Origin of the sequence: Variovorax sp. 679, from assembly GCF_003952185.1 — a bacterium.
GTDB lineage: Bacteria > Pseudomonadota > Gammaproteobacteria > Burkholderiales > Burkholderiaceae_C > Variovorax.
On sequence record NZ_RXFS01000017.1, the window covers coordinates 51603 to 72355 of the forward strand.

17 protein-coding genes are annotated in these 20753 nt (G+C 69.2%); 9 read left to right on the top strand and 8 right to left on the bottom strand.

Going from position 1 to position 20753, the window contains the following annotated elements; all coding sequences use genetic code 11:
• Positions 1-2: 2 nt before the first annotated feature.
• Entirely contained in the window at positions 3-455 is a 453-nt protein-coding gene (locus EJO71_RS31365) for a carboxymuconolactone decarboxylase family protein (RefSeq protein ID WP_125952545.1), read from the bottom strand.
• A gap of 103 nt (positions 456-558) precedes the next feature.
• Between EJO71_RS31365 and EJO71_RS31370 the strand changes: the two genes are divergently transcribed.
• Positions 559-1992: a PLP-dependent aminotransferase family protein gene (locus EJO71_RS31370; RefSeq protein WP_125952544.1), complete on the top strand. Its 1434-nt coding sequence runs from the start codon at positions 559-561 to the stop codon at positions 1990-1992.
• 139 nt (positions 1993-2131) lie between these two features.
• Positions 2132-4936: a diguanylate cyclase gene (locus tag EJO71_RS31375; protein ID WP_125952543.1), complete on the top strand. Its 2805-nt coding sequence runs from the start codon at positions 2132-2134 to the stop codon at positions 4934-4936.
• A 24-nt stretch (positions 4937-4960) separates the two neighbouring features.
• On the opposite strand, the gene EJO71_RS31380 is transcribed toward EJO71_RS31375, so the two are convergent.
• Complete coding sequence (locus tag EJO71_RS31380; protein ID WP_240651576.1) at positions 4961-5485, bottom strand: GNAT family N-acetyltransferase; 525 nt, start codon at positions 5483-5485, stop codon at positions 4961-4963.
• Between the two features lie 32 nt (positions 5486-5517).
• Positions 5518-6708 carry an MFS transporter gene (locus tag EJO71_RS31385; protein WP_125952542.1) on the bottom strand — a complete coding sequence of 397 codons (1191 nt, stop codon included), beginning with the start codon at positions 6706-6708 and terminating at the stop codon, positions 5518-5520.
• Between the two features lie 94 nt (positions 6709-6802).
• Between EJO71_RS31385 and EJO71_RS31390 the strand changes: the two genes are divergently transcribed.
• Positions 6803-7765 (top strand): LysR substrate-binding domain-containing protein, encoded by a 963-nt coding sequence (locus EJO71_RS31390; RefSeq protein WP_125952541.1) that lies wholly within the window; start codon positions 6803-6805, stop codon positions 7763-7765.
• On the opposite strand, the gene EJO71_RS31395 is transcribed toward EJO71_RS31390, so the two are convergent.
• The 3 genes from EJO71_RS31395 to EJO71_RS31405 form a co-directional block, all read right to left on the bottom strand.
• Positions 7714-8484, bottom strand: coding sequence for a fumarylacetoacetate hydrolase family protein (locus tag EJO71_RS31395; RefSeq protein WP_125952540.1), 771 nt, complete (start codon positions 8482-8484; stop codon positions 7714-7716). The two genes, EJO71_RS31390 and EJO71_RS31395, sit on opposite strands and share 52 nt — an antisense overlap.
• Positions 8485-8636: 152 nt before the next feature.
• Positions 8637-9614, bottom strand: a complete 978-nt coding sequence (locus EJO71_RS31400; protein WP_125952539.1) for a tripartite tricarboxylate transporter substrate binding protein — start codon at positions 9612-9614, stop codon at positions 8637-8639.
• An 82-nt stretch (positions 9615-9696) separates the two neighbouring features.
• Positions 9697-10938, bottom strand: a complete 1242-nt coding sequence (locus tag EJO71_RS31405; RefSeq protein ID WP_125952538.1) for an aminotransferase class V-fold PLP-dependent enzyme — start codon at positions 10936-10938, stop codon at positions 9697-9699.
• A gap of 120 nt (positions 10939-11058) precedes the next feature.
• Between EJO71_RS31405 and EJO71_RS31410 the strand changes: the two genes are divergently transcribed.
• From EJO71_RS31410 to EJO71_RS31425, 4 genes are all read left to right on the top strand, one after another.
• The gene (locus tag EJO71_RS31410; RefSeq protein WP_093195058.1) at positions 11059-11751 is read left to right on the top strand and encodes a GntR family transcriptional regulator; all 693 of its coding nucleotides are present in this window, start codon (positions 11059-11061) and stop codon (positions 11749-11751) included.
• Positions 11752-11781: 30 nt separating this feature from the next.
• Positions 11782-14859: an FAD-binding and (Fe-S)-binding domain-containing protein gene (locus EJO71_RS31415; protein ID WP_125952537.1), complete on the top strand. Its 3078-nt coding sequence runs from the start codon at positions 11782-11784 to the stop codon at positions 14857-14859.
• 66 nt (positions 14860-14925) lie between these two features.
• Positions 14926-16155 (top strand): YbfB/YjiJ family MFS transporter, encoded by a 1230-nt coding sequence (locus tag EJO71_RS31420; protein WP_125952536.1) that lies wholly within the window; start codon positions 14926-14928, stop codon positions 16153-16155.
• Positions 16155-16691, top strand: coding sequence for a methylated-DNA--[protein]-cysteine S-methyltransferase (locus EJO71_RS31425; protein ID WP_125952535.1), 537 nt, complete (start codon positions 16155-16157; stop codon positions 16689-16691). Before EJO71_RS31420 ends, EJO71_RS31425 begins: the two co-directional genes overlap by 1 nt.
• Here EJO71_RS31425 and EJO71_RS31430 read toward each other — a convergent pair.
• The gene (locus EJO71_RS31430; protein ID WP_125952534.1) at positions 16688-17911 is read right to left on the bottom strand and encodes an MFS transporter; all 1224 of its coding nucleotides are present in this window, start codon (positions 17909-17911) and stop codon (positions 16688-16690) included. The two genes, EJO71_RS31425 and EJO71_RS31430, sit on opposite strands and share 4 nt — an antisense overlap.
• 78 nt (positions 17912-17989) lie before the next feature.
• The gene (locus EJO71_RS31435) at positions 17990-18877 is read right to left on the bottom strand and encodes a LysR substrate-binding domain-containing protein (protein ID WP_125952533.1); all 888 of its coding nucleotides are present in this window, start codon (positions 18875-18877) and stop codon (positions 17990-17992) included.
• A gap of 78 nt (positions 18878-18955) precedes the next feature.
• Between EJO71_RS31435 and EJO71_RS31440 the strand changes: the two genes are divergently transcribed.
• Together EJO71_RS31440 and EJO71_RS31445 are read left to right on the top strand one after the other, a co-directional pair.
• Positions 18956-20122 carry an MFS transporter gene (locus tag EJO71_RS31440; protein ID WP_125952532.1) on the top strand — a complete coding sequence of 389 codons (1167 nt, stop codon included), beginning with the start codon at positions 18956-18958 and terminating at the stop codon, positions 20120-20122.
• Entirely contained in the window at positions 20119-20739 is a 621-nt protein-coding gene (locus tag EJO71_RS31445) for a pyridoxamine 5'-phosphate oxidase family protein (RefSeq protein ID WP_125952531.1), read from the top strand. The genes EJO71_RS31440 and EJO71_RS31445 overlap by 4 nt, the downstream gene beginning before the upstream one ends.
• The last annotated feature ends 14 nt before the right edge of the window (positions 20740-20753 follow it).

The following is a 20753-nucleotide window of genomic DNA, read 5'->3' on the forward strand; positions in this document are numbered from 1 at the left end:
GTTCAGGCCGACAGCTGCTTGCGGAACCCGATCGACAGCCGGTTCCAGCTGTTGATCGCATTGATCGCCATCGTCAGGTTCACCCGCTCGGCCTCGCTGAACTGCGCCGCAAGCGCTTCGTAGGCCTCGTCGGGCGCGTGCGTGAGCGACACCTGCGTCACCGCTTCGGTCCACGCCAGGGCAGCACGCTCGCGTTCGGTGAAGAAGGGCGTTTCGTGCCAGACGCCCACCGTGGCCAGGCGGCGGTCGGTTTCGCCGGCCTTGCGCAGGTCGGCCGTGTGCAGGTCGATGCAGTAGGCGCAGCCGTTGATCTGCGAGGCGCGCAGCTTGACCAGGTCGAGCAGCTTCGGCTCCAGGCCGAGCTTGCCGATGGCCACCTCGAAGGCGATCAGCGCCTTGAGCGCTTCGGGCGAGGCCTTGTAGAAATCGAGGCGGGATTCTGGATGGGTTTGCATGTCGGGTTCCTTCTTCGGTAGTGGTTCAATCCTGACTCGATGCTAGGAGCGGAGGGCGCCGCCGGTGGCGGCCAATCCGGAGCATTCGCAGGAGACCAATCCGATGGAATTGCACGTCGTCATCGAAGGCGACAAGGACCTGACCGGGCAGCTCTACCGGCAGCTGAAGGAAGCGATCCGCACCGGCCGGCTGGCCGCCGGCGAGAGGCTGCCGCCCTCGCGGCTTCTCGCCGAGCGCCTGGGCCTGTCGCGCAAGACGGTGTCGGAGGCCTATGCCCGCCTGACATTCGACCGGCTGCTCACCGCGCGCGTCGGCAGCGGCACCTTCGTGGCCGAGGGCGCGGCGCGCAAGCCGGTGCCCGTGGCGGCGCGGCCGCTCGCGGGCTCGGCGATGGTCGAGCACTGGCGCGGCATGAGCACGCCGCTGCGGCATCCCGCGCCGGCGGGCAGCGCGCGCTACGAATACATCGGCGGCGCTCCGGCGCGCGATCTTTTCCCGCATGCCGACTGGCGCCGCTGCGTTCTGTACGCGCTGCGGCAGGGCACGCGATCGCGCGGGCTCTACGCCGATGCCGAGGGGCTGCACGAACTGCGCGACGGCATCGCGCGGCATGCCAGCTTTTCCAGGGGCGTGCGCTGCGGCGCGGCCGACGTCCTCGTCACCAACGGCGCGCAGCAGGCGCTGGACCTGATCGCGCGGGTGCTGGTGGAGCCCGGCAGCACGGTCGCGATGGAGGAGCCCGGCTATCCGCCGGCCCGGCTGCTGCTGGGCGCGCAGGGTGCGAAGGTGGTGGGCGTGCCGGTCGACCACGAGGGGCTGGTGGTAGAGCGGATTCCCGAGGGCACGCGGCTGATCTACGTGACGCCCGCGCACCAGTTCCCGCTGGGCGTGCCGATGAGCGAGCGTCGCCGCAGGGCGCTGCTGGCGCGTGCCGACGAGCTCGGCGCCATCGTGATCGAGGACGACTACGACAGCGAATTCCGCTATGAGGGCCGTCCGGCCGATTCGCTGCAGAGCATGGACGAGCACGGCCGCGTGGCCTTCGTCGGCACCTTCTCGAAGACGCTCTCGCCCGACCTGCGGCTGGGCTACCTGGTCGCGCCGCCGGCGGTGCTGGAAGCGGTGGGCACGGCCAGGCACCTGAGCGACTGGCACACCTCGACGCAGGCGCAATGGGCGCTGGCCAAGTTCATCGCCGATGGCGACCTCAACAGGCACATCCGCCGCTGCCACGCGGCCTACGCGGCGCGGCGGGAGCGCATCGCGCGGCGCTTCGCGGACGACCTGTCGCCCTGGTTCGAGCTGCTGCCGGTGACGGCCGGCATCCATATGGCGGCGCTGTGCCGGCGCGAGACCGACATCGGCCAGCTCATCGCGCTGGCCCGGCGGGTCGACGTGGGGCTGTACCCGCTGGCGCCGTTCTTCCATTTCTCGCCGCCGCGCCCGGGCCTGATGCTGGGCTTCGGCGCCATCGACGAGGCGGACATCGATCCGTCGCTGGACCGGGTACGGGACGTGCTGATGCAGATGGGCTGAATCCGATCCGGGTACAGCCGCGTACCCCCTCACGGCAAGAATGGAGGGCCTTCGACATCTTCCGCGGCACACCGAACGCGTCGATACTGTGGCCGGAAACTCCAGTCCTGCCGGCAACGTACCGGTCCGAACCAGCTCAATGACTCAAACAGGCTCCTCGAAAAACCGCTTCGGCTTGCACACGCGCCTGAGCCTTGGCGTCGCGGCCGTGGTGCTGCTGGCCACCTTCGCAATCGCCACCTTCGCCCTGCACCTGGTCAAGAGCAACATGCGCGCCTCGATCGCGGCCGAGGAGCTGGCCCGGGTGAGCGCCATCGCGGATGCGATCGACCAGAAATTCGACAGCCGCCGCATCCTGCTGCAGACCTTCGGCGGCAGCGTGAAAGCGCAGGACTTCCAGGCCGACGCGGCGCTGCAGGCCTTCCTGGAGAAGCACGCCTCGCTGCGGCAGGCTTTCGACAACGTCGCCTTCCTCGACATGGACGGCAACCTCGTGGCCAACCTGAATGGCGCGCAGGCCATCGGCAAGGTGAACGTCAGGGACCGGGCCTACTTCCAGCAGACCATCGCTTCGAAGGCCGGCCTGGTGTCCGAGCCCTACCAGAACCGCCTCAACGGGCTGGCGCAGGTAGCCATCACCGAACCGGTGCTCGACCATGCGGGGCAGGTGAGGTTCGTGATCTCCGGCGCCATCAACCTGAAGGACCGCAACGTCCTGGGCACGCTGACCGACATCAAGCTGGGCAAGACCGGATACCTGTTCGTGACCACGACGGATGGCATCGTGGTCGACCATCCGCGCACCTCGCGCATCCTCAACCAGATCCAGGCGGACGGCGGCGGCACGCCCCAGATCCTTCGCGCGCTGGCCGGCTTCCAGGGCTCCAGCGAAGGCGTCAACGATGCCGGCGTGCCAGCCCTCTACGCCTTCGACCGCGCGGAGAGCGCCAACTGGATCGTCGGGGCGATGTACCCGCGCAAGGAGGCCTTCGCGACCGTCGACGCCATCGAGCGCGGTGCCTGGTTCGGCGCGTTCGCGCTGGCGCTGTCGGCGGGCGCGCTGGCGTTGATCGTGGTGCGGCGCCAGCTCAAGCCGCTGGCCGAACTGCACCGGCACATGCGCTTCACCAAGGACGCCCGGGAAGACAGCGAACGCGCGACCGACGAAGCACCGGCGCGGCGCAGCTACGCGCCCGACGAGATCGGCGACCTCGCCCGCACCTTCGACGAGCTGATGGCGCAGCGGCGCGCCATCGAACTCAGCCTGGCGCACAGCGAGGCGCAGGTGCGCACCATCGCCGACAACATCCCGGCGATGGTGTCGCACGTCGACGCCTCGCTGCGCTACACCTTCGTCAATGCCCACGTGCGGGCACTGCACAACAACGAGCCGCTGGTGGGCCGCCTGATGCCCGACGTGCGCGGCCCGGCCGACTTCGCCGTGGTGGAGCCGCATTTCACGCGCGCGCTGGCCGGTGAGACGGTGATCCTCGAGAAATCGGGCGATCCGGCGCTGGGCATCGGAGATCGCACTTTCAAGGCTCACTACATCCCCGACCTCGACGCCGAAGGCAAGGTCTGCGGCGTGTTCTCGATGACTTTCGACATCACAGGGGAAGTCAACATCCGGCGCGCCCTGAAGGAGCAGGAAACCCGCCTGCGCGACGTGACGGACAGCATCCCGGCGCTGGTCGGGTACTTCGACCGCCAGCAGAACTGCCTGTTCGCCAACGTCAGGGCACGGCAGATGGCGGGCCTGGGCGAGGGCGCACCACTTCAGGGCACGACCTTGCGTTCGGCGCTGGGCAGGACGGTGTACACGCAGCTCAAGCCCTATCTCCCGGTCATGTTCTCGGGCAAGAAGGTGCGCTTTCCGGTTCGCGCGCCGCTGCATGGCAAGCAGGGCTATTTCCAGGTCAACCTGATCCCGGACAAGAACCTGCGCGGCGAGGTCGTCGGCTTCTACCTGATGTCCTTCAACATCACGGCGCTGAAGGAAGCCGAGCTGCGCCAGGCCGAGAGTGAGCTGCGCCTGCGGGCCATCACCGACAACATGCCGGCGCTGATCACCTACATCGACCGCGACGAGAAGATCACCTTCGCCAACGCCACCAGCCGCGACTGGCTCGGGCTCGATCCGGCCCAGGTGCTGGGGCGCCACATCCAGGAGGTGGCCGGCCGCGAGGTGTATGTGTCGCGCCAGCCGATGCTTGCCCGGGCGCTGGCCGGCGAGCGGGTGGAATTCGAGTCGCGCACGCAGCGCGCGGGTTTCGACCGCATCACGCAGGTCATCTACGTGCCCGACATTCGCGGCGACGGCCTGACGCACGGCATCTTCTCTCTGGCGCTGGACATCACCGCGCTGAAGGTGGTGGAGCACAAGCTCATCGAGCTGGCCCGGCTCGACACGCTCACCGGCCTGCCCAACCGGCTTGCGTTCAACGAATACCTGCCCGACGCGGTGCTGCGCGGGCAGCTCACCGGCCACGCGATCGCGCTGATGTTCCTCGACATCGACCACTTCAAGGCCATCAACGACACCATGGGCCACGCCGTGGGCGACGCGGTGCTGGCCGAATACGCGCGGCGGCTGCAGGCCTGCGTGCGCGGCACCGACATGGTGGCCCGGCTGGCCGGCGACGAGTTCGTGCTGGTGCTGGAAGGGCTGGGCACGCCGGAGGCCGCTGCCGTCGTCGCCGAAAAGATCCTGGAGCGCGTCCACACGCCGCCTTTCGTGGTGGATGGCCAGCGCGTGGATGTCACGACCAGCATCGGCATCGCGTTCCACCGCGCGGCGGGTTCGTCTGCCACCGCAGCCGAGCTGCTGGCCCGGGCGGACGTCGCGCTCTACAACGCGAAGGCGGCGGGGCGCGACCGGTTCGCGTTCTTCATGCCGACCGTGGAGTCGAGCAGCGATTCGTCGCCCAGGCGGCTGGAGCACTGACCCGGCGCACCGGGCGGGAGCCGCTCAGGGGCGAGCCAGCACCAGGTTCTCGTGGCAGCCTTCGCCCAGGACGAACCAGGTCGTGCCCTTGCGGGCGAAGCCGTGCTTCTCGTAGAAGGCGCAGGCCCGCCGGTTTTGGGTGTTGACCGTCAGCCACATGGCATCGCTGCCTGTTCGCTCGCCAATCGTGGCGCAGGCCTTGTCGAGCAGGGCGGAGCCCACGCCCGAGCGGGTGAACGGCTCCTGCACGTAGAGCGTGCAGAGTTCGGTGCCAATGTCGGGCGAAAGAGGCTGAGGCGCATTGAAGCCCAGGCGTGCGTAGCCAACCAGATGGCTGCCGGCCTCGGCGACGACCAGCGCGGTGTCGGCGTCTTCCATCCACGCGGTGAACGCGGCCGGCGTGAACTGCTCGAGCACGTAGCGCGCGAGCAGATCGCTCACGCCTTCGGTTGCGTAGGTCGCCAGCCAGACCTGAATGGACAGCGCCGCCAGCGCTGGAGCGTCGGCGGCGATGGCGGGGCGGATCTGGAAGGGAATGGCGCGAGGCATGTCGGTCGGCCGATTCTGCCTCCGCGCATCGATCAGGCTTGAGCCGAGGCGCAATCTTCCACCGAACCGCGCGGTTCGCGCCGGTCGAGCGAGCGGCTCCACAGCGCGATGGCGAGGCCCGCCAGCGTGAGCAGCGCAGCCACCCAGCCCAGTGCGCGCAGCCCCGGGCCATGGTCGATCACCACGCCGCCGACCCAGGCGCCGAGTGCGTTGCCCAGGTTGAAGGCTGCGATGTTGAGGCTCGACGCGAGGTTCTGGCCCGCGCCCGAGGCCTTTTCCAGCACCCGCAGCTGCATCGGCGCGACGGTGGCGAACGAGGCCACGCCGAGCAGGCCGACGAACACCACCGCGGTGAACGGCGTGCCGATGGTGAACTGCATCGCGCCGAGCACCACGGCCAGCGCCACCAGCGTGCCGAACACGGCGGCCATCGGTGCCCGGTCGGCCAGCTTGCCACCGAGGATGTTGCCGACCGCGAGGCCGCCACCGAACACCAGCAGGATCGGCGACACGGCCGATTCCGACAGGCCGGTGACCTGCGTGAGCAGCGGCTGGATGTAGGTGTACACGACGAACACGCCGGCGAAGCCGAGCACCGTCATCGCCAGGCCGAGCAGCACCTGCGGCCGCGCCAGCACCGCCAGTTCCTCGCGCAGCGGCGCGGCCTTGGCCTCGTCCTTCACGCGGGGAACGAACACAGCGAGCACCACGAAGGCCAGCACGCCGATCAGCGTCACGGCCCAGAAGGTCGAGCGCCAGCCGAGCTGCAGGCCCAGCCACGCTCCGGCCGGCACGCCCAGCAGCGTGGCGGCGGTGAGGCCGGTGAACATGATCGCGATGGCGGAGGCACGGCGCTCCGGCGCCACCAGCCCCGTGGCGACCACCGAGCCGACGCCGAAGAAGGTGCCGTGCGCCAGCGAGGTGATGACGCGCGCGGCCATCAGCATCTCGTAGTTGGGCGCCAGGGCGCAGGCGAGGTTGCCGAGCGTGAAGATCGCCATCAGCGCGAGCAGCACGGTCTTGCGCGGCAGCTTCCGGGTGGCGATGGTGAGCACGGGCGCGCCGACCGCAACCCCGAGCGCGTAGCCCGAGATCAGCAGGCCGGCGGCCGTGATGGAGACGTGAAGATCCGTCGAGACCTGCATCAGCAGGCCCATGATGACGAACTCGGTGGTGCCTATACCGAAGGCACCGGCGGTGAGGGCGAGTAAAGCGATTGGCATGATGCCCTGTACTGTGCGGACGAAAGCCTTCGATGACTAGAATGCCGCCGGTACAGAGACTTGTGAGTTGAACTCACAGATTGAAGGAGCAATCATGCCGCGCATCGACGTCAACCGCTCCGGCGAGATGGAAGCCTTCGTGCAGGTGGTCGAGTCGGGCGGCTTTTCGTCGGCCGCGCGCCTGCTGGGCATGACGCCCTCGGCCGTGAGCAAGCTGGTGGCGCGGCTCGAATCGCGCCTGGGCATCCAGCTCGTGCACCGTTCCACGCGCAAGCTGCAGCTCACGCCCGAGGGCACGGAGTTCTACGAACGCAGCCTGCGCGTGCTGGCCGACATGGACGAGGCCGAGCGCTGCGCTGCAGCCGGCGCGGCGCCGCGCGGACGCGTGAGCATCAACGCCAGCGTTTCCTTCGGTCACCACAAGCTGGTGCCGCTGGTGCCGCGGCTGCTGGAGATGCATCCCCAGATCACACTCGACATCGCGCTCACGGACCGCATCGTCGACCTGATGGACGAGCGCGCCGACATCGCGATCCGCTGGGGCCAGCTGCCGGCGTCCGATCTCGTGGCGCGACGGCTGGGCGAAACCAGCCAGTCCATCGTTGCTGCGCCCGCTTATCTGGAGAAATACGGCACGCCGCGCACGCCGCAGGAGCTGGAGGCGCACAACCGCCTCGGCTGGAGCTACCGCCGCAACACGCCCGACTGGCCGCTGCGCGTGGACGGCCGCATGCAATGGCTGCCGGTGGCCGGGCCGGTGCGAGCGGGCGACGGCGAAACGCTGCGCCAACTGGCCATCGCGGGGGCGGGGGTGGCGCGGCTGTCGCTGTATCACATACAGCACGACATCGACGCGGGCCGGCTGGTGCCGCTGCTGGAGGAGTTCAACCCGGCCGAGGTGGAGCCGATCCACGCGGTGTACATCGGCAAGGCCGGCACGCTGCCCGCGCGGGTGCGGGCGGTGCTCGACTTTCTCGTGGCCTGCTCGGGCGTGGACGGAGGGCGCTACACGCTCAAGCGAACGGCGCCGATGCCCGGGAATTCGGCGCTCACCTGATCGCCGCGCCTGCAGGGCAGCACGCCTACCCAGGAGCCGGTGGTGACGACCGTGCCGGCCGGCGCCGTATGGCCGCTGCGCGTGATGTGGCGCAGCCAGATCGGCAGCAGCCACGCCGGGTCAGCCAGTGGATGGGTGCCTTCACGCACCACGGTGTCGGCATTGCCGATCTTCGTTTCGCAGCGCTGCGAGGCCCAGTCGATGGCGGCATAAGGCTTCCACTCACCGGTCACGAGCGCGCCGTGAACCTGCGAATCGGCGAGGCGGAGCAGGGCGGGCGTGGATGCGAGGTCTTGCCAGCGTGAGTCGACGATCTCGACCGATACGGCCATCGCGTCGACGAGCGAGGCGGCGTTGTCGTGGTCCAGCTTCGCGGCCTGCGCAGGCGTGACGTCCTGGCCGAGCCGCAGGGCGATCTCGGCTTCGATGCCGGGCGTGTGGAAGACGAGGTCGCCGAAGTCCGCCGGGCTCTGCCGCACGCCCGAAGGCGGCAGCGGTGCATGCGTGAGCGTGGCGCTGCGCGAGCCGCCGCCCGACTTCCACGCGCCGGGCACGGCACGCCCTTCGAACCAGCCGAGCGCGGCCGCGACGGCGTCCTGCACTTCATAGGCCTGGGCTGCGGATTCGAGCGTGTCGAGCCACGGCGTGGCGTCGAGGGTGCGGTTGCCGCGGCGCGCGGCCACGAGTGCATCGGTGAGGGCGGTCTGGGATGGAGTCATCTTCCCGATCTTCTCAGCAAAAACCTGGCTGGTGATGGCGATCCTTCCGGGAACACCGATGAACCGGCTTTGCCGGGCCTCGGGTGTTGCCCCCGGAAGGGGGAAGGCGTAGCGACACGAAGTGCGCGAAGCCTGGGGGTGAGACAGGCTCTTCAGGTCTCGACGTGCACGTTGCCGTCCTTCACCACCTTCGCCCACTTCGCGATCTCGGTGCTGATGAACTGCTTGAACTTGTCCTGCGAGCCGCCGCCGTCTTCCGCGCCGTAGGTGTCCAGCCGCTCCTGCACATCGGGCATGGCGAGCACAGTGTTCACGTCGCGATTCACCTTCTGCGCGATGGATGCCGGCAGCTTGCCCGGCCCGGCGAGCCCGTACCACGTGGTCGCCTCGAAGCCCTGGAAGCCTTGTTCCTGCATGGTCGGCACGTTCGGATGGCCTTTCGCGCGCTTGGTGCGCGTCTGCGCCACGGCGATCACGCGGCCGTTCTTCACGTGCGGCGTGGCTGCCGTCATGGTCTCGAAGCTGTACTGGATCTGCCCGCCCATCAGGTCGGCCAGCAGCGGGCCGCTGCCCTTGTAGGGCACGTGCAGCGCATCGACGCCGCCTTGCAGCTTGAACATCTCCAGCGCGAGGTGCTGCGCCGAGCCCGCGCCAGCCGAGCCGAAGCTGATGGTGCCGGGCGCGGCCTTGCAGGCGCTCACGATGTCCTTCACGCTCAGCGCCTTCTGGCCCGGATTGGCGATCAGCAGGTTGGGCGTGACGCCCACCAGCACGATCGGCACGAAGTCGCGCTCCACGTTGTAGCGCAGCTTGGGCTGCAGGCTGGGAGCGAGCGCATGGCTGTTGATGTGTGCCATCAGCAGCGTGCTGCCGTCGCTGGGCTGCTGGGCCACGTAGTCGGCCGCGAGCACGCCGGCCACGCCGCCCTTGTTGTCGACGATCACCTGCTGGCCCCACATGGTGGTGAGCTTCTGCGCGACCACGCGGGCCAGCGCGTCGGTACCGCCGCCGGGCGGAAAGCCGACCACGATGCGCACCGGCCCCGTGGGCCATTCCTGCGCGAAGAGCCGGGGCACGCCCAGCGTGGCGGCCGCGGCGCCCGCGGCCTGGATCAACGAACGTCTCTGCATCTTCCTTGTCTCCGTCGTGGGTGGGAATCCGATGCGCGCCATCCGCGCCATATACCTGTGCAGCGCCGGTGGCGCTGCGTGCCTACGCGGCTTTCTGCAGCGCGGCCGGTGCCGTGTGGCTCGAGAAATGGTCCATCGCGGCCTGCACGCCGCTGCCGGCGAGCCTGATGCCCGCGAGCTTCATGCCCATCTCGACGCCGGCGACCATGGCCACCAGCGTCAGGTCGTTGCTGTCGCCCAGGTGGCCCATGCGGAACATGCGGCCCTTGAGCTTGCCCAGGCCGGTGCCCAGCGAAAGGTCGAAGCGCTGGTGAATGAGCCTGCGCAGCGCGTCGGCATCGACGCCCTCGGGCGTGATCACGCCGGTGAGCACGGGCGAGTAGACGGCCGGGTCGGCGCACTGGACCGGCAGGCCCCAGGCGTTGACCGCAGCGCGCACGCCGGCGGCCCAGCGCTGGTGGCGCGCGAACACGTTGTCCAGCCCCTCGCCGAGGATCATGTCCAGCGACTCCGAGAGGCCGTAGAGCAGGTTGGTGTTGGGCGTGTAGGGCCAGTAGCCGTCCTTGTTCATCTCGACGATCTCGTCCCAGGCCCAGAAGGCCTTGGGCAGCTTCGCGGTCTTCGAGACTTCGAGCGCGCGCGGCGAGAGCGCGTTGAAGCTGATGCCCGGCGGCAGCATCAGGCCCTTCTGCGAGCCGCTGACGCACACGTCCACGCCCCATTCGTCATGGCGGTAGTCGGCGCTGGCCAGGCCCGAGATGCTGTCGACCATCAGCAGGGCGGGGTGGCCCGCCGCGTCGATGGCCTTGCGCACCGAGGCGATGTCGGAGGTGACGCCCGTGGAGGTCTCGTTGTGCACCACGCACACGGCCTTGATCTTCTTCTCGGTGTCCTTGCGCAGGCGGGCCTCGATGAGGTCGGCCTGCACGCCGCGGCGCCAGCTCGGCGCATTCGGCAACTGCGCATCCGCGCCTTGCCACGCAAGGAACTCGGTCGAGAGGCCCAGGCGCGTGGCCATCTTCTGCCACAGCGAGGCGAAGTGGCCGGTCTCGTACATGAGCACGTGGTCGCCGGGGCTCAACGTGTTGGCAAGCGCGGCTTCCCAGGCGCCGGTGCCCGAAGCGGGATAGATCGCGACCGGGTGCTTCGTCTTGAAGATCTGCCGGATGCCGCCCAGCACCTTCAGGCCCAGCGTGCCGAACTCGGGCCCGCGATGGTCGATGGTGGGCAGGCTCATCGCCCGCAGGATGCGGTCGGGCACCGGGCTGGGACCGGGAATCTGGAGGAAGTGGCGGCCGGTGGGGTGGATGTCGAGTTGCAGCATGAACTCTCCTTTCGCATTCAGTTTTGCATTCAAAATGCATTTTTGTTTGATGGTTTACCCTTATATCTCTGGCTTGTGGGTCATCTTTTTTGCATTCAAAATGCATTCAAGGGAAAAATCATGACAGCTGAAATCATCGAAATCTCCAGGCTCGCCTTGCACGACCAGGTGGCGGCGCGCCTGCGCACCATGCTGGTCGAAGGGCTCATCGCGCCTGGTGCCAAGCTCAACGAACGCGAGCTGTGCCTGCAGCTGAACGTGTCGCGCACGCCGTTGCGCGAAGCCATCAAGCTGCTTGCGGCCGAGGGGCTGGTCGACCTGCTGCCCAACCGGGGCGCGGTGGCGGTCAAGCTCACCGAGGCCGACGTGCTCAACACCTTCGAGGTGCTGGCGATGCTCGAAGGCATGTCGGGCGAGCTCGCCGCCAGGCGCATCACCGACGAGGAACTCGCCGAGGTGCGCGCGCTGCACTACGAGATGCTGGCCTGCTTCTCGCGGCGCGATCTGTCGGGCTACTACAGGCTCAACGCGCGCATCCACACGGCCATCAACGACGCAGCGGCGAACCCGGTGCTGTCGAACACCTACCGTTCCATCAACGCGCGCGTGCAGTCGCTGCGATTCCGCACTAACCAGAACGAGGCGAAGTGGAAGCACGCCGTCGAGGAGCACGAGCAGATGATCGACGCGCTGGCCCGGCGCGACGCAGAAGCCATGCGCAAGGTGCTCGTGTCGCACGTGCTGCGCAAGCGGGACACCGTGCTGGAGCTGCTGCGCGCCGGCGAAATCTATCCATCGGCCAAGTCGAGCTGACCCGAGCCGGGCATCACCCAAGAAAACACCATGCGCATCGATCCCGCCAGCCACATGCAGCCAGCCGGAACCGTTCTTCCGCCCAACGACACCTGCGAGCTGCTCGCGCGCCGCCTGCGCGCCGACACGCAGGGCGAGGTGCTGTTCGACGACGGTTCGCGCGGGCGCTACGCCACCGACGCGTCGATCTACCAGATCACGCCAGTCGGCGCCTTCGTGCCGACGAACGAGCGCGACATTGCGACCGCCATCGACGTCGCCCGCGACCTGAAGGTGCCGGTGCTCGCGCGCGGCGGCGGCACCAGCCAGTGCGGGCAGACGACCGGCGCGGCGCTGGTCATCGACAACAGCAAGCACTTTCGCCGCGTGCTCGACGTGAACGTGGAAGAGGGCACGGCCACGGTCGAGCCCGGCCTCGTGCTCGACCACCTCAATGCGCAGCTCAAGCCGCATGGCCTCTGGTATCCGGTGGACGTCTCGACCAGTGCGCAGGCCACGCTGGGCGGCATGGCGGGCAACAACTCCTGCGGCTCGCGCTCCATCGCCTACGGGAACATGGTGCACAACGTGCTGGGCGCGAGCGCCTGGCTCTCGAACGGCGAACTCGTCGAGTTCGGCACTGTCGGCACGCTTGGAGTGCGAGCGGCCGGCATCGCGCAGTTCGTGCGCAGCCTCGCGCGGCAGCACCGCGAGGCGATGGCCGAGAACTGGCCGAAGGTCATGCGCCGGGTGGCGGGCTACAACCTCGACATCTTCGACAACCAGAGCGAGCGTCCTTACACGGCCGACGGCAGCGTGAACCTCGCGCACCTGCTGATCGGCTCCGAAGGCACGCTGGCCTACACGAAGAGCCTGAAGCTCAAGCTCGCGCCGCTGCCGCGCGCGAAGGTGCTGGGCATCGTCAACTTCCCGACCTTCCATGCGGCCATGGATTCGGCGCAGCACATCGTGAAGCTCGGGCCCACGGCGGTGGAGCTGGTCGACCGCACGATGATTGAGCTGAGCCTGGCCAATCCGGCCTTCAAGCCGACCGTCGAGACCGCGCTGATCGGCAAGCCGGCCGCAATCCTGCTGGTGGAGTTCTCGGGTGCCGACAAGGCTTCGCTGCTGCCGCAGCTCAAGCAGCTGGTCGAACTGATGGGCGATCTCGGCCTGCCCGGCAGCGTGGTCGAGATGCCCGACGACGCGCGGCAGAAGAACCTGTGGGAAGTGCGCAAGGCCGGCCTCAACATCATGATGAGCCTCAAGGGCGACGGCAAGCCGGTGAGCTTCATCGAGGACTGCGCCGTTCCGCTCGAGCACCTGGCCGAGTACACCGACGCGCTGACCGAGGTGTTCGCGAAGCACGGCAGCCGCGGCACCTGGTACGCGCATGCCTCGGTCGGCACGCTGCACGTACGTCCGATTCTCGACATGCGAGTGGACGGTGCCGCGAAGATGCGCGCCATCGCGGAAGAGGCGAGCGAGCTGGTGCGCAAGTACAAGGGCGCATTCAGCGGCGAGCACGGCGACGGCCTGTGCCGCGGCGAGTGGATCGAATGGCAGTTCGGACCGGCCATCAACGAGGCCTTCCGCGCGATCAAGCGCAAGCTCGATCCCATCGGCCTGTTCAACCCCGGCAAGATCATCGACCCGCCGCGCATGGACGACGGCGCGCTGTTCCGCTTTGCGCCACCCACCGCGCCGAAGCCGTATCGCCGCATCGAGCTCAAGCCCGTGCTCGACTGGTCGGGCTGGAACGTCAACGCCGACCCCGTGACCGAGGTGACGACCGCGCCCGGCACCGGCGGCGACAGCACCGGCGGCCTCGCCAAGGCCGTGGAGATGTGCAACAACAACGGCCACTGCCGCAAGTTCGACGCCGGCACCATGTGCCCCAGCTACCGCGTGACGCGCGACGAGCAGCACCTCACGCGCGGCCGTGCCAACACATTGCGCCTGGCGCTCTCGGGGCAGCTCGGCCCCGACGCCTTCACCAGCGAGGCCATGCACGAGACCATGGACCTGTGCGTGGGCTGCAAAGGCTGCAAGCGCGACTGCCCGACGGGCGTGGACATGGCGAAGATCAAGGTCGAGTTCCTCGACCACTACAAGAAGCGCCACGGCCACACGCTGAAGGACAGGCTCGTGGCGAACCTGCCCGACTACGCCCACAAGGCCAGCCGCTTCCCCTGGCTGCTGAACCTGCGCAACAACGTGCCCGGCGCCGCATGGCTGGGCGAGAAGCTGCTGGGCTTTTCGGCAAAGCGCTCGCTGCCCGAATGGCGCAGCGACACCTTCTGGCGCGGCAAGGCCAACGAGCCCGGCCTGTTCGTCGAACGCGACGTGGCGTTGTCGATCGCACGGCGCGGCGGCAAGGCGGCGGTGCTGTTCGTCGACACATTCAACGGCACCTTCGAGAGCGAGAACGCATTCGCCGCCGCGCGCGTGCTGCAGGCCGCGGGCTATGTGCTGCACACGGTCGAGAAGACTGGCGGGCACCACTGCTGCGGCCGCACATTCCTGGCCAGCGGCATGGTCGACGAGGCGAAGAAGAAGGCCGAGGCGCTGATCGACGCGCTCGTGCCGCTGGCGCGGGCCGGCGTGCCCATCGTCGGGCTGGAGCCTTCGTGCCTGCTCACGCTGCGCGACGAGACGCTGGTGATGGGCTTCGGCGAGAAGGCCGAGCTGGTGGCCAGGCACGCGCTGCTGTTCGAGGAGTTCATCGCACGCGAAATCAGGCAGGGGCGCTTCGAGCTGGCGCTGAAGCCGGCCGAAGCCCCGATCCTGCTGCACGGCCATTGCCACCAGAAGGCCTTCGGCGCGGTCAGCCCGGTGATGGAGGTGCTCAAGCTCATTCCCGGCGCGCAGCCCGAGCTCATCGAAAGCTCGTGCTGCGGCATGGCGGGCAGCTTCGGCTACGAGGCCAGCCATTTCGAGGTGTCGATGAAGATGGCCGAGGCCAGCCTGCTGCCAGCCATCCGCGCGAAGCCCGGCGCCATCGTGGTGGCCGACGGCACCAGCTGCCGCCACCAGATCGGCGACGGCGCGCAGCGCGAGGCGATGCACGTGGCGGTGCTGCTGGAGCGGCACCTGCTGCATACAGACCCGGTCCCCGAGGCGGGTTGAGCGGCGGGCGCCTGCAGGCCGGCGGCACCTGCCGCAGAATAGGCCCGCCTGCCGCCCGCCACAGCAATGCCGACGACGCTCGCTTCTCCATCCCCCATCTCTGCCCAGCCCACGCTGCGGCTTGCCTTCGCGCTTTCGATGGGGGCGGCGGTGTCGCTGGGCATCACACGCTTCGCATACGCGCTGCTGCTGCCGCCGATGCGCGCCGACCTGGGCTGGAGCTATGCGCTGGCAGGCGGCATGAACACGGCGAACGCGGTCGGCTATCTGGTTGGCGCGCTGGTCACGCCGGCACTGATGCGGCGCTTCGGCGCGACCCGGCTGCTGGTGTTCGGCGCGGTGCTGGCCAGCGTGTTCATGGCAGGCAGCGGCTTCGTGACGGACGCATCGGCCTTGCTGCTGCAGCGCCTGCTGGCCGGCGTGGCGAGCGCCTGGGTGTTCGTCGCGGGCGGGTTGCTCGCGGCGCGGCTGGGCGAAGCGGGCTCCACGCGCGGCGGCCTGCTGCTCGGCATCTACTACGGCGGCACCGGCTTCGGCATCCTGCTGTCGGCGCTGCTCGTGCCGCAGGCGCTTCGCGCGGCGGCGGGCGCACCCCACGGCTGGACCTGGGCATGGTGGGCCCTGGCTCTCGCGAGCGCGGCGGCCACCTGCCTGCTGGCATGGGCCGGCCGTGCGATGCCGGCTCACGCGACACAGGCGGCACCAACCGCTTCCGTGGGAGCAGAGCCACCTGTCGCGCTGCATCGCTTCGGCTGGGCGCTTGCCGGCTATGCCCTGTTCGGCATGGGCTACATCGGCTACATGACTTTCGTGATCGCGCTGCTGCGCGAGCAAGGCGCCAGCGCCGGCTTCGTCACGCTGTTCTATGCCTTGCTGGGTATTGCCTGCGTGGCGTCCTCGCGGCTGTGGGCGGGGCTGCTCGACCGCTACCACGGCGGACAGCCGCAGGCGCTGCTCAACGGACTGCTCGGCGTGGCCACGCTGCTGCCGGTGCTGAGTTCGTCCGCGCCGGTGGCGCTGATTTCAGGCGTGCTGTTCGGCGGCGTGTTCCTGTCGGTGGTGGCCTCGACCACCGCGCTGGTGCGCCACAACCTGCCGCCATCGCGCTGGGCCCAGGGCATCAGCGCGTTCACCATCATCTTCGCGCTGGGGCAGATCGTCGGGCCGACGGTCACGGGCTGGATCTCGGACGGCCCCGGCGGACTGGCGCGCGGGCTCGTGGCTTCGGCAACGGCCCTCTGGCTCGGCGCGGTGCTGGCGTCGCGCCAGCATTCGCTGCAACGGGAGACATCGTGATGAGCGGCTTTGCCTTGTTCGAAACATCCATCGGCATGTGCGCCCTGGCATGGGGACCGCACGGACTGGTCGGCGTGCAGCTGCCCGCAGACAACGGCGAGCCGGCCACGCGGGCGCGCATGCGGCAACGCTTTCCGGACCTGCACGAAGGCCCGCCGGACGAAATGGCGCAGCGCGCCATCGATGCCATCCAGGGCCTGCTGCGTGGCGTGCACGACGACCTGAGCCATATCGAGCTCGATATGAGCGGCGTGTCGGAGTTCCACCAGCGCATCTACGCGATCGCGCGGCGCATTCCGCCGGGGCAGACCCGCACCTACGGCGAGATCGCCGAGGAGCTGGGCGACAAGGGCCTGTCGCGCGCCGTGGGCCAGGCGATGGGCCACAACCCGTTCGCGCCCGTGGTGCCATGCCACCGTGTGCTTGCCGCGGGCAACAAGCCGGGTGGCTTCTCGGCAGGCGGCGGTGCGCTGACCAAGCTGCGCATGCTCGACATCGAGGATGCGCGGCCGAACGGGATGGCTTCGCTTTTCTAGACTGCGGGCACCGGCAGCCGGTGCAGCGTCGCGATGCGCGAGGCGAAGATGATCGCCGCCTGCAGCGCGAATCCCGCGAGCGCCAGCAGCAGGCAGGCCGGTTCACCCCATGCCGCACCGACGACGCCGCCCAGCGCTGCGCCGATGGGCCGTGCGCCCGCGTTGATCGTTAGGAACACAGCCGACACCCGGCCCAGCATCGTTGCCGCCGTCACGCTTTGGCGCAGCGTGGTCGAGGTGATGACCCAGACCATCGGCCCCGCGCCGAACAGGAAGAACGAGAGCGCCGCCAGCGTGGCCGTCGGCACGACGAGCGTGCCCGCCATCGCTGCCGCGGCCAGGACGGCGACCGAGGGCCCCACCTGTATCGCGCGGCCGAACGGCAGGCGCGCAACCACGCGCGGTGTGAGCAGCGCGCCGACGACCATGCCCGCGCCGTACATCGCCAGCGTGAAACCGACCGCCTGCGCGCCGAGGCCGAGCACTCGCACCGCGTAGGGCACGTACCCGGCCTGCAGCACGAACCACGAGATGTTGAAGACCGCACCGGTCATCAGCATCGGCCGCAGCATCTCGTGCTGCCAGACGAAGCGCGCGCCGTCGCGCACTTCGAGCAACGGATGTCGCCCGGGCACGGGTGTGCGCGGCGCCTCGGTCAATCGCAACAGCAGGCCCACGGCCGAGACCGACAGCACGGCTGCCAGCACGAACGCCGCCGACGCGCCGGCCCATGCCACCAGCGCGCCCGCCAGCGCGGGACCGGCGGTGAACGCCGCGCTGCGCGCCAGCTCGAGCCGCCCGTTGGCCGCGGCCAGCGCTTCCCGAGGTACAAGCGCCGGCACCAATGCGGGCGCCGCGACGCTGAAACCCACGGTGCCGACCGCGCCCAGGAAACCGAGCACGGCCAGCCAGCCGATGCTGAGCTTCGACACGAACACCATCGCCAGCAGCACGAGCAGCGAGATCGCCCGCAGTCCCTCGGACCAGACCATCAGCCGCCGTCGCGACATGCGATCCGCGAGCAGGCCCATGGGCATCGAGATCAACAGGAAGGGCAATGTCTGGACGGCGGCGAGAAAGCCGATCTCGCCCGGCCCGGCGCCGAGCGCCAGCACGGCAACCAGCGGTACGGCCGCAAGGCTCAGCTGTTCGGCGGACTGCGCTGCGAGGTTGGACCACGCGAGGTTCTGGAAGGAGCGGGGAAGGGGTGTGTGAGGCATGCCTTGATCGTGCCGGCGGCGGGCTCGCGCGGCCGGCCGTTTCCGGACACGCGAGCAAGGCTCTGCGCATTGCCCCGGCTAGGCCCCCTGTGCCTGCATCTCCTCGAACCACTCGGCCACGTATGCGGTCTCCGGCGCGGCATCGGGCGCCAGGCCGTAGTAGTAGCGATCCAGCGTCATGCGCAGCGCTGGCAGCGGCGACTGCAGGCGGCCCGAGGCCAGGTCGTGCGACACCAGCGAGGTCGGCGCCAGCGCAATGCCCAGCCCGTCGACCGCCGCCTGCAGCACGAAGTGAAGATGGTCGAACTGCAGCCTGCCAGCGGGCCGGGTGCGGGGCGCGCCGACCTGTTTCTTCCATGCGTCCCAGTCGTCCTTGCGTGTCCGGGCCGACAGCAGCACGTGCGAGGAGAGGGCGCGCAGGTCGGGCAGCGGATGGCCGCTGAACAGCGCGGGTGCGCCGACCACCAGCACCTCGTCTTCGAGAAAGGGCTGCACCTCCATCGAGGCAGGCCAGCCCTCGAGGCTCCGGCGCACCGCGATGTCGAAGCTGCCGATGGCCTCTTCGGGCATGACGGTGCTGGTGACGACCTGCGGCTCGATGTCGGGGAAGCGCTCGACGAAGGACGGCAGGCGCGGAATGAGCCAGCGCACGGCAAAGGAGGGCCGCACGTTGATCCGCACCGCGCGCGCCGGCCCCTGCGACTGCAGCGAGCGCGCCGCCGCGCCGATCTGCGCGAGCGCGGGCTGCACCTCGGCGAAGAACTGCTGCCCCTCCGCGGTCAGCGCAACCTGGCGGATGCGCCGCTCGAACAGCGCGACACCGAGGAATTCTTCAAGGCTCTTGATCTGCCGGCTCACCGCGCTGTGCGTGACGTGCAGTTCGAGCGCCGCGCGCGTGAAGCTGAGATGGCGCGCGGCGGCAGCGAAGGCGCGCACGGCGTTGAGGGGAGGCTCTCGAAGCGGCATGCGTGCAATTTTCTCACGCATGGCTGGCGTTAATGTCGTTTGTCGGCGCGGTATGCGGCGGCGCACCATCAGGGCTCGATGTCACGCACCTCACCTGCTCCCAACCCCACCTTCACCGACCAGAATTCCCGCCACGCGGCGATGGCGCTCGGCCTTTCGCTGCCGGCCGACGTGGTGCTCTACCTGCTGCTGCCGATGTACGCCAGCCAGTTCGGCGTGACGCTCGCCGAGGCCGGCATGCTGCTCGCGGCCAACCGGCTGGTGCGCATCGCGGGCTATGGCTTCGTCGCCCGTTTCTACGCCCGCAACGGCGACCGGCTGACCTGCACCATCGCCGTCGTGGCGGCGGCAGTGTGCGGACTGGGCTACGCCGCGCTCTCCGGCTTCTGGGCGCTGCTGCCGCTGCGGCTGATGTGGGGCCTGTGCTTCGCGGCGCTGAACCTGTCGACCCAGGCACTGGCCACGGCCGACCCGGTGGGCGCGGCTCGGCGCAACGGGCGTTCGCGTGCCTTCATCGCGATGGGCCCGGTACTGGCGCTGCCGCTCGGTGCGCTGCTGGCGCACTGGACAGGGCCGCGCACGATCTTCGGCATCCTCGCGGTGTTCTCGCTGCTTGCATGGTTCGTCACGCGGCGGTTGCCGGCGGCGCCGCATCCCGTGGCCAAACCGGGCAAGCGCTTCAAGCGGCCCAACAGCCTCGACGGCTGGTCGTTCATGGAAGGGTTGGCGCTCGACGGGCTCTTCATCGTCGGCCTCTCGTATCTCGGCAAGGACCTGCTGCCGGGTGGCGCAGTGATCGTGGCCGGCGTGCTGATGGCGCTGCGCTACCTCGCGGAAATCCTGCTGAGCCCGGTCGGCGGGCACATGGCCGAACGTTTCGGCGCCGAGCGCCTGCTGGTGAGCCTGTCGCTCGTCACCGCCATCGCGCTCGTGGGTTTCGGCCTCGGCTGGCTCTGGAGCTGCGCGGCGCTGATCGTGGTGCTGCGTGCCTTGCAGCTGCCCTTGCTGCCGCCCATCGTGGCGCGCCGCACGCCGGGCCCTGAGCGCGTGCAGGCACTGGCCGCGCGTTCGGTGTGGCGAGACATCGGCGCGGGCACCGGGCCGTTGATCGCGGGCCTGCTGCTGCCGGTTGCGTCGCCATCGTGGATCTACGGCGCAGCCGCCTTGCTGCTTGCGCTCACGGCGCTGGCCTGCGGCTGGGGCGCATCGCCACAATCCATCAACATCCAGCAAGGAAGCACATGACGACCTCCCACGCCATTGAAACCGTCGCCCAGCTCGAGGCCCTGTTCGGCCAGCCCGGCGAGGCTTCGCTGAAAAAGGAGGTGCCGTACCTGCACCCGGCCTACCAGGCGCTGATCGCCGCATCGCCATTTGCGGTGCTCGCGACCCTCGGCCCCGGCGGGCTGGACGCTTCGCCGCGCGGCGACCCGCCGGGCTTCGTCGCAGTGCAGGACGAGAAGACGCTGCTCATGCCCGAGCGCCGAGGCAACAACCGCATCGACAGCCTGCGCAACATCGTGGCCGATCCGCGCGTGGCGCTGCTGTTTTTGATTCCCGGCGTGGGCGAGACGCTGCGGGTGAACGGCAGGGCGCAGATCACGGTCGAGCCGGCGTTGCTGGAGCGCTTCGCGATGGACGGCAAGCCGCCGCAATGCGTGATCCGCATCACGGTGGAGACGGTGTTCTTCCAGTGCGCGAGGGCCATCCAGCGCTCGAAGCTGTGGGCGCCGTTGCAGGCGGATGCGAAGCGTGAGGTGCCGACGCCCGGCGCCATTCTTTCGGCGCTGACCGAAGCAGCCTTCGATGGGGAAACCTACGACCGCGAGTTGCCGGCGCGCCAGCAGGCGACGCTGTACTGATCGCATGGCCCATT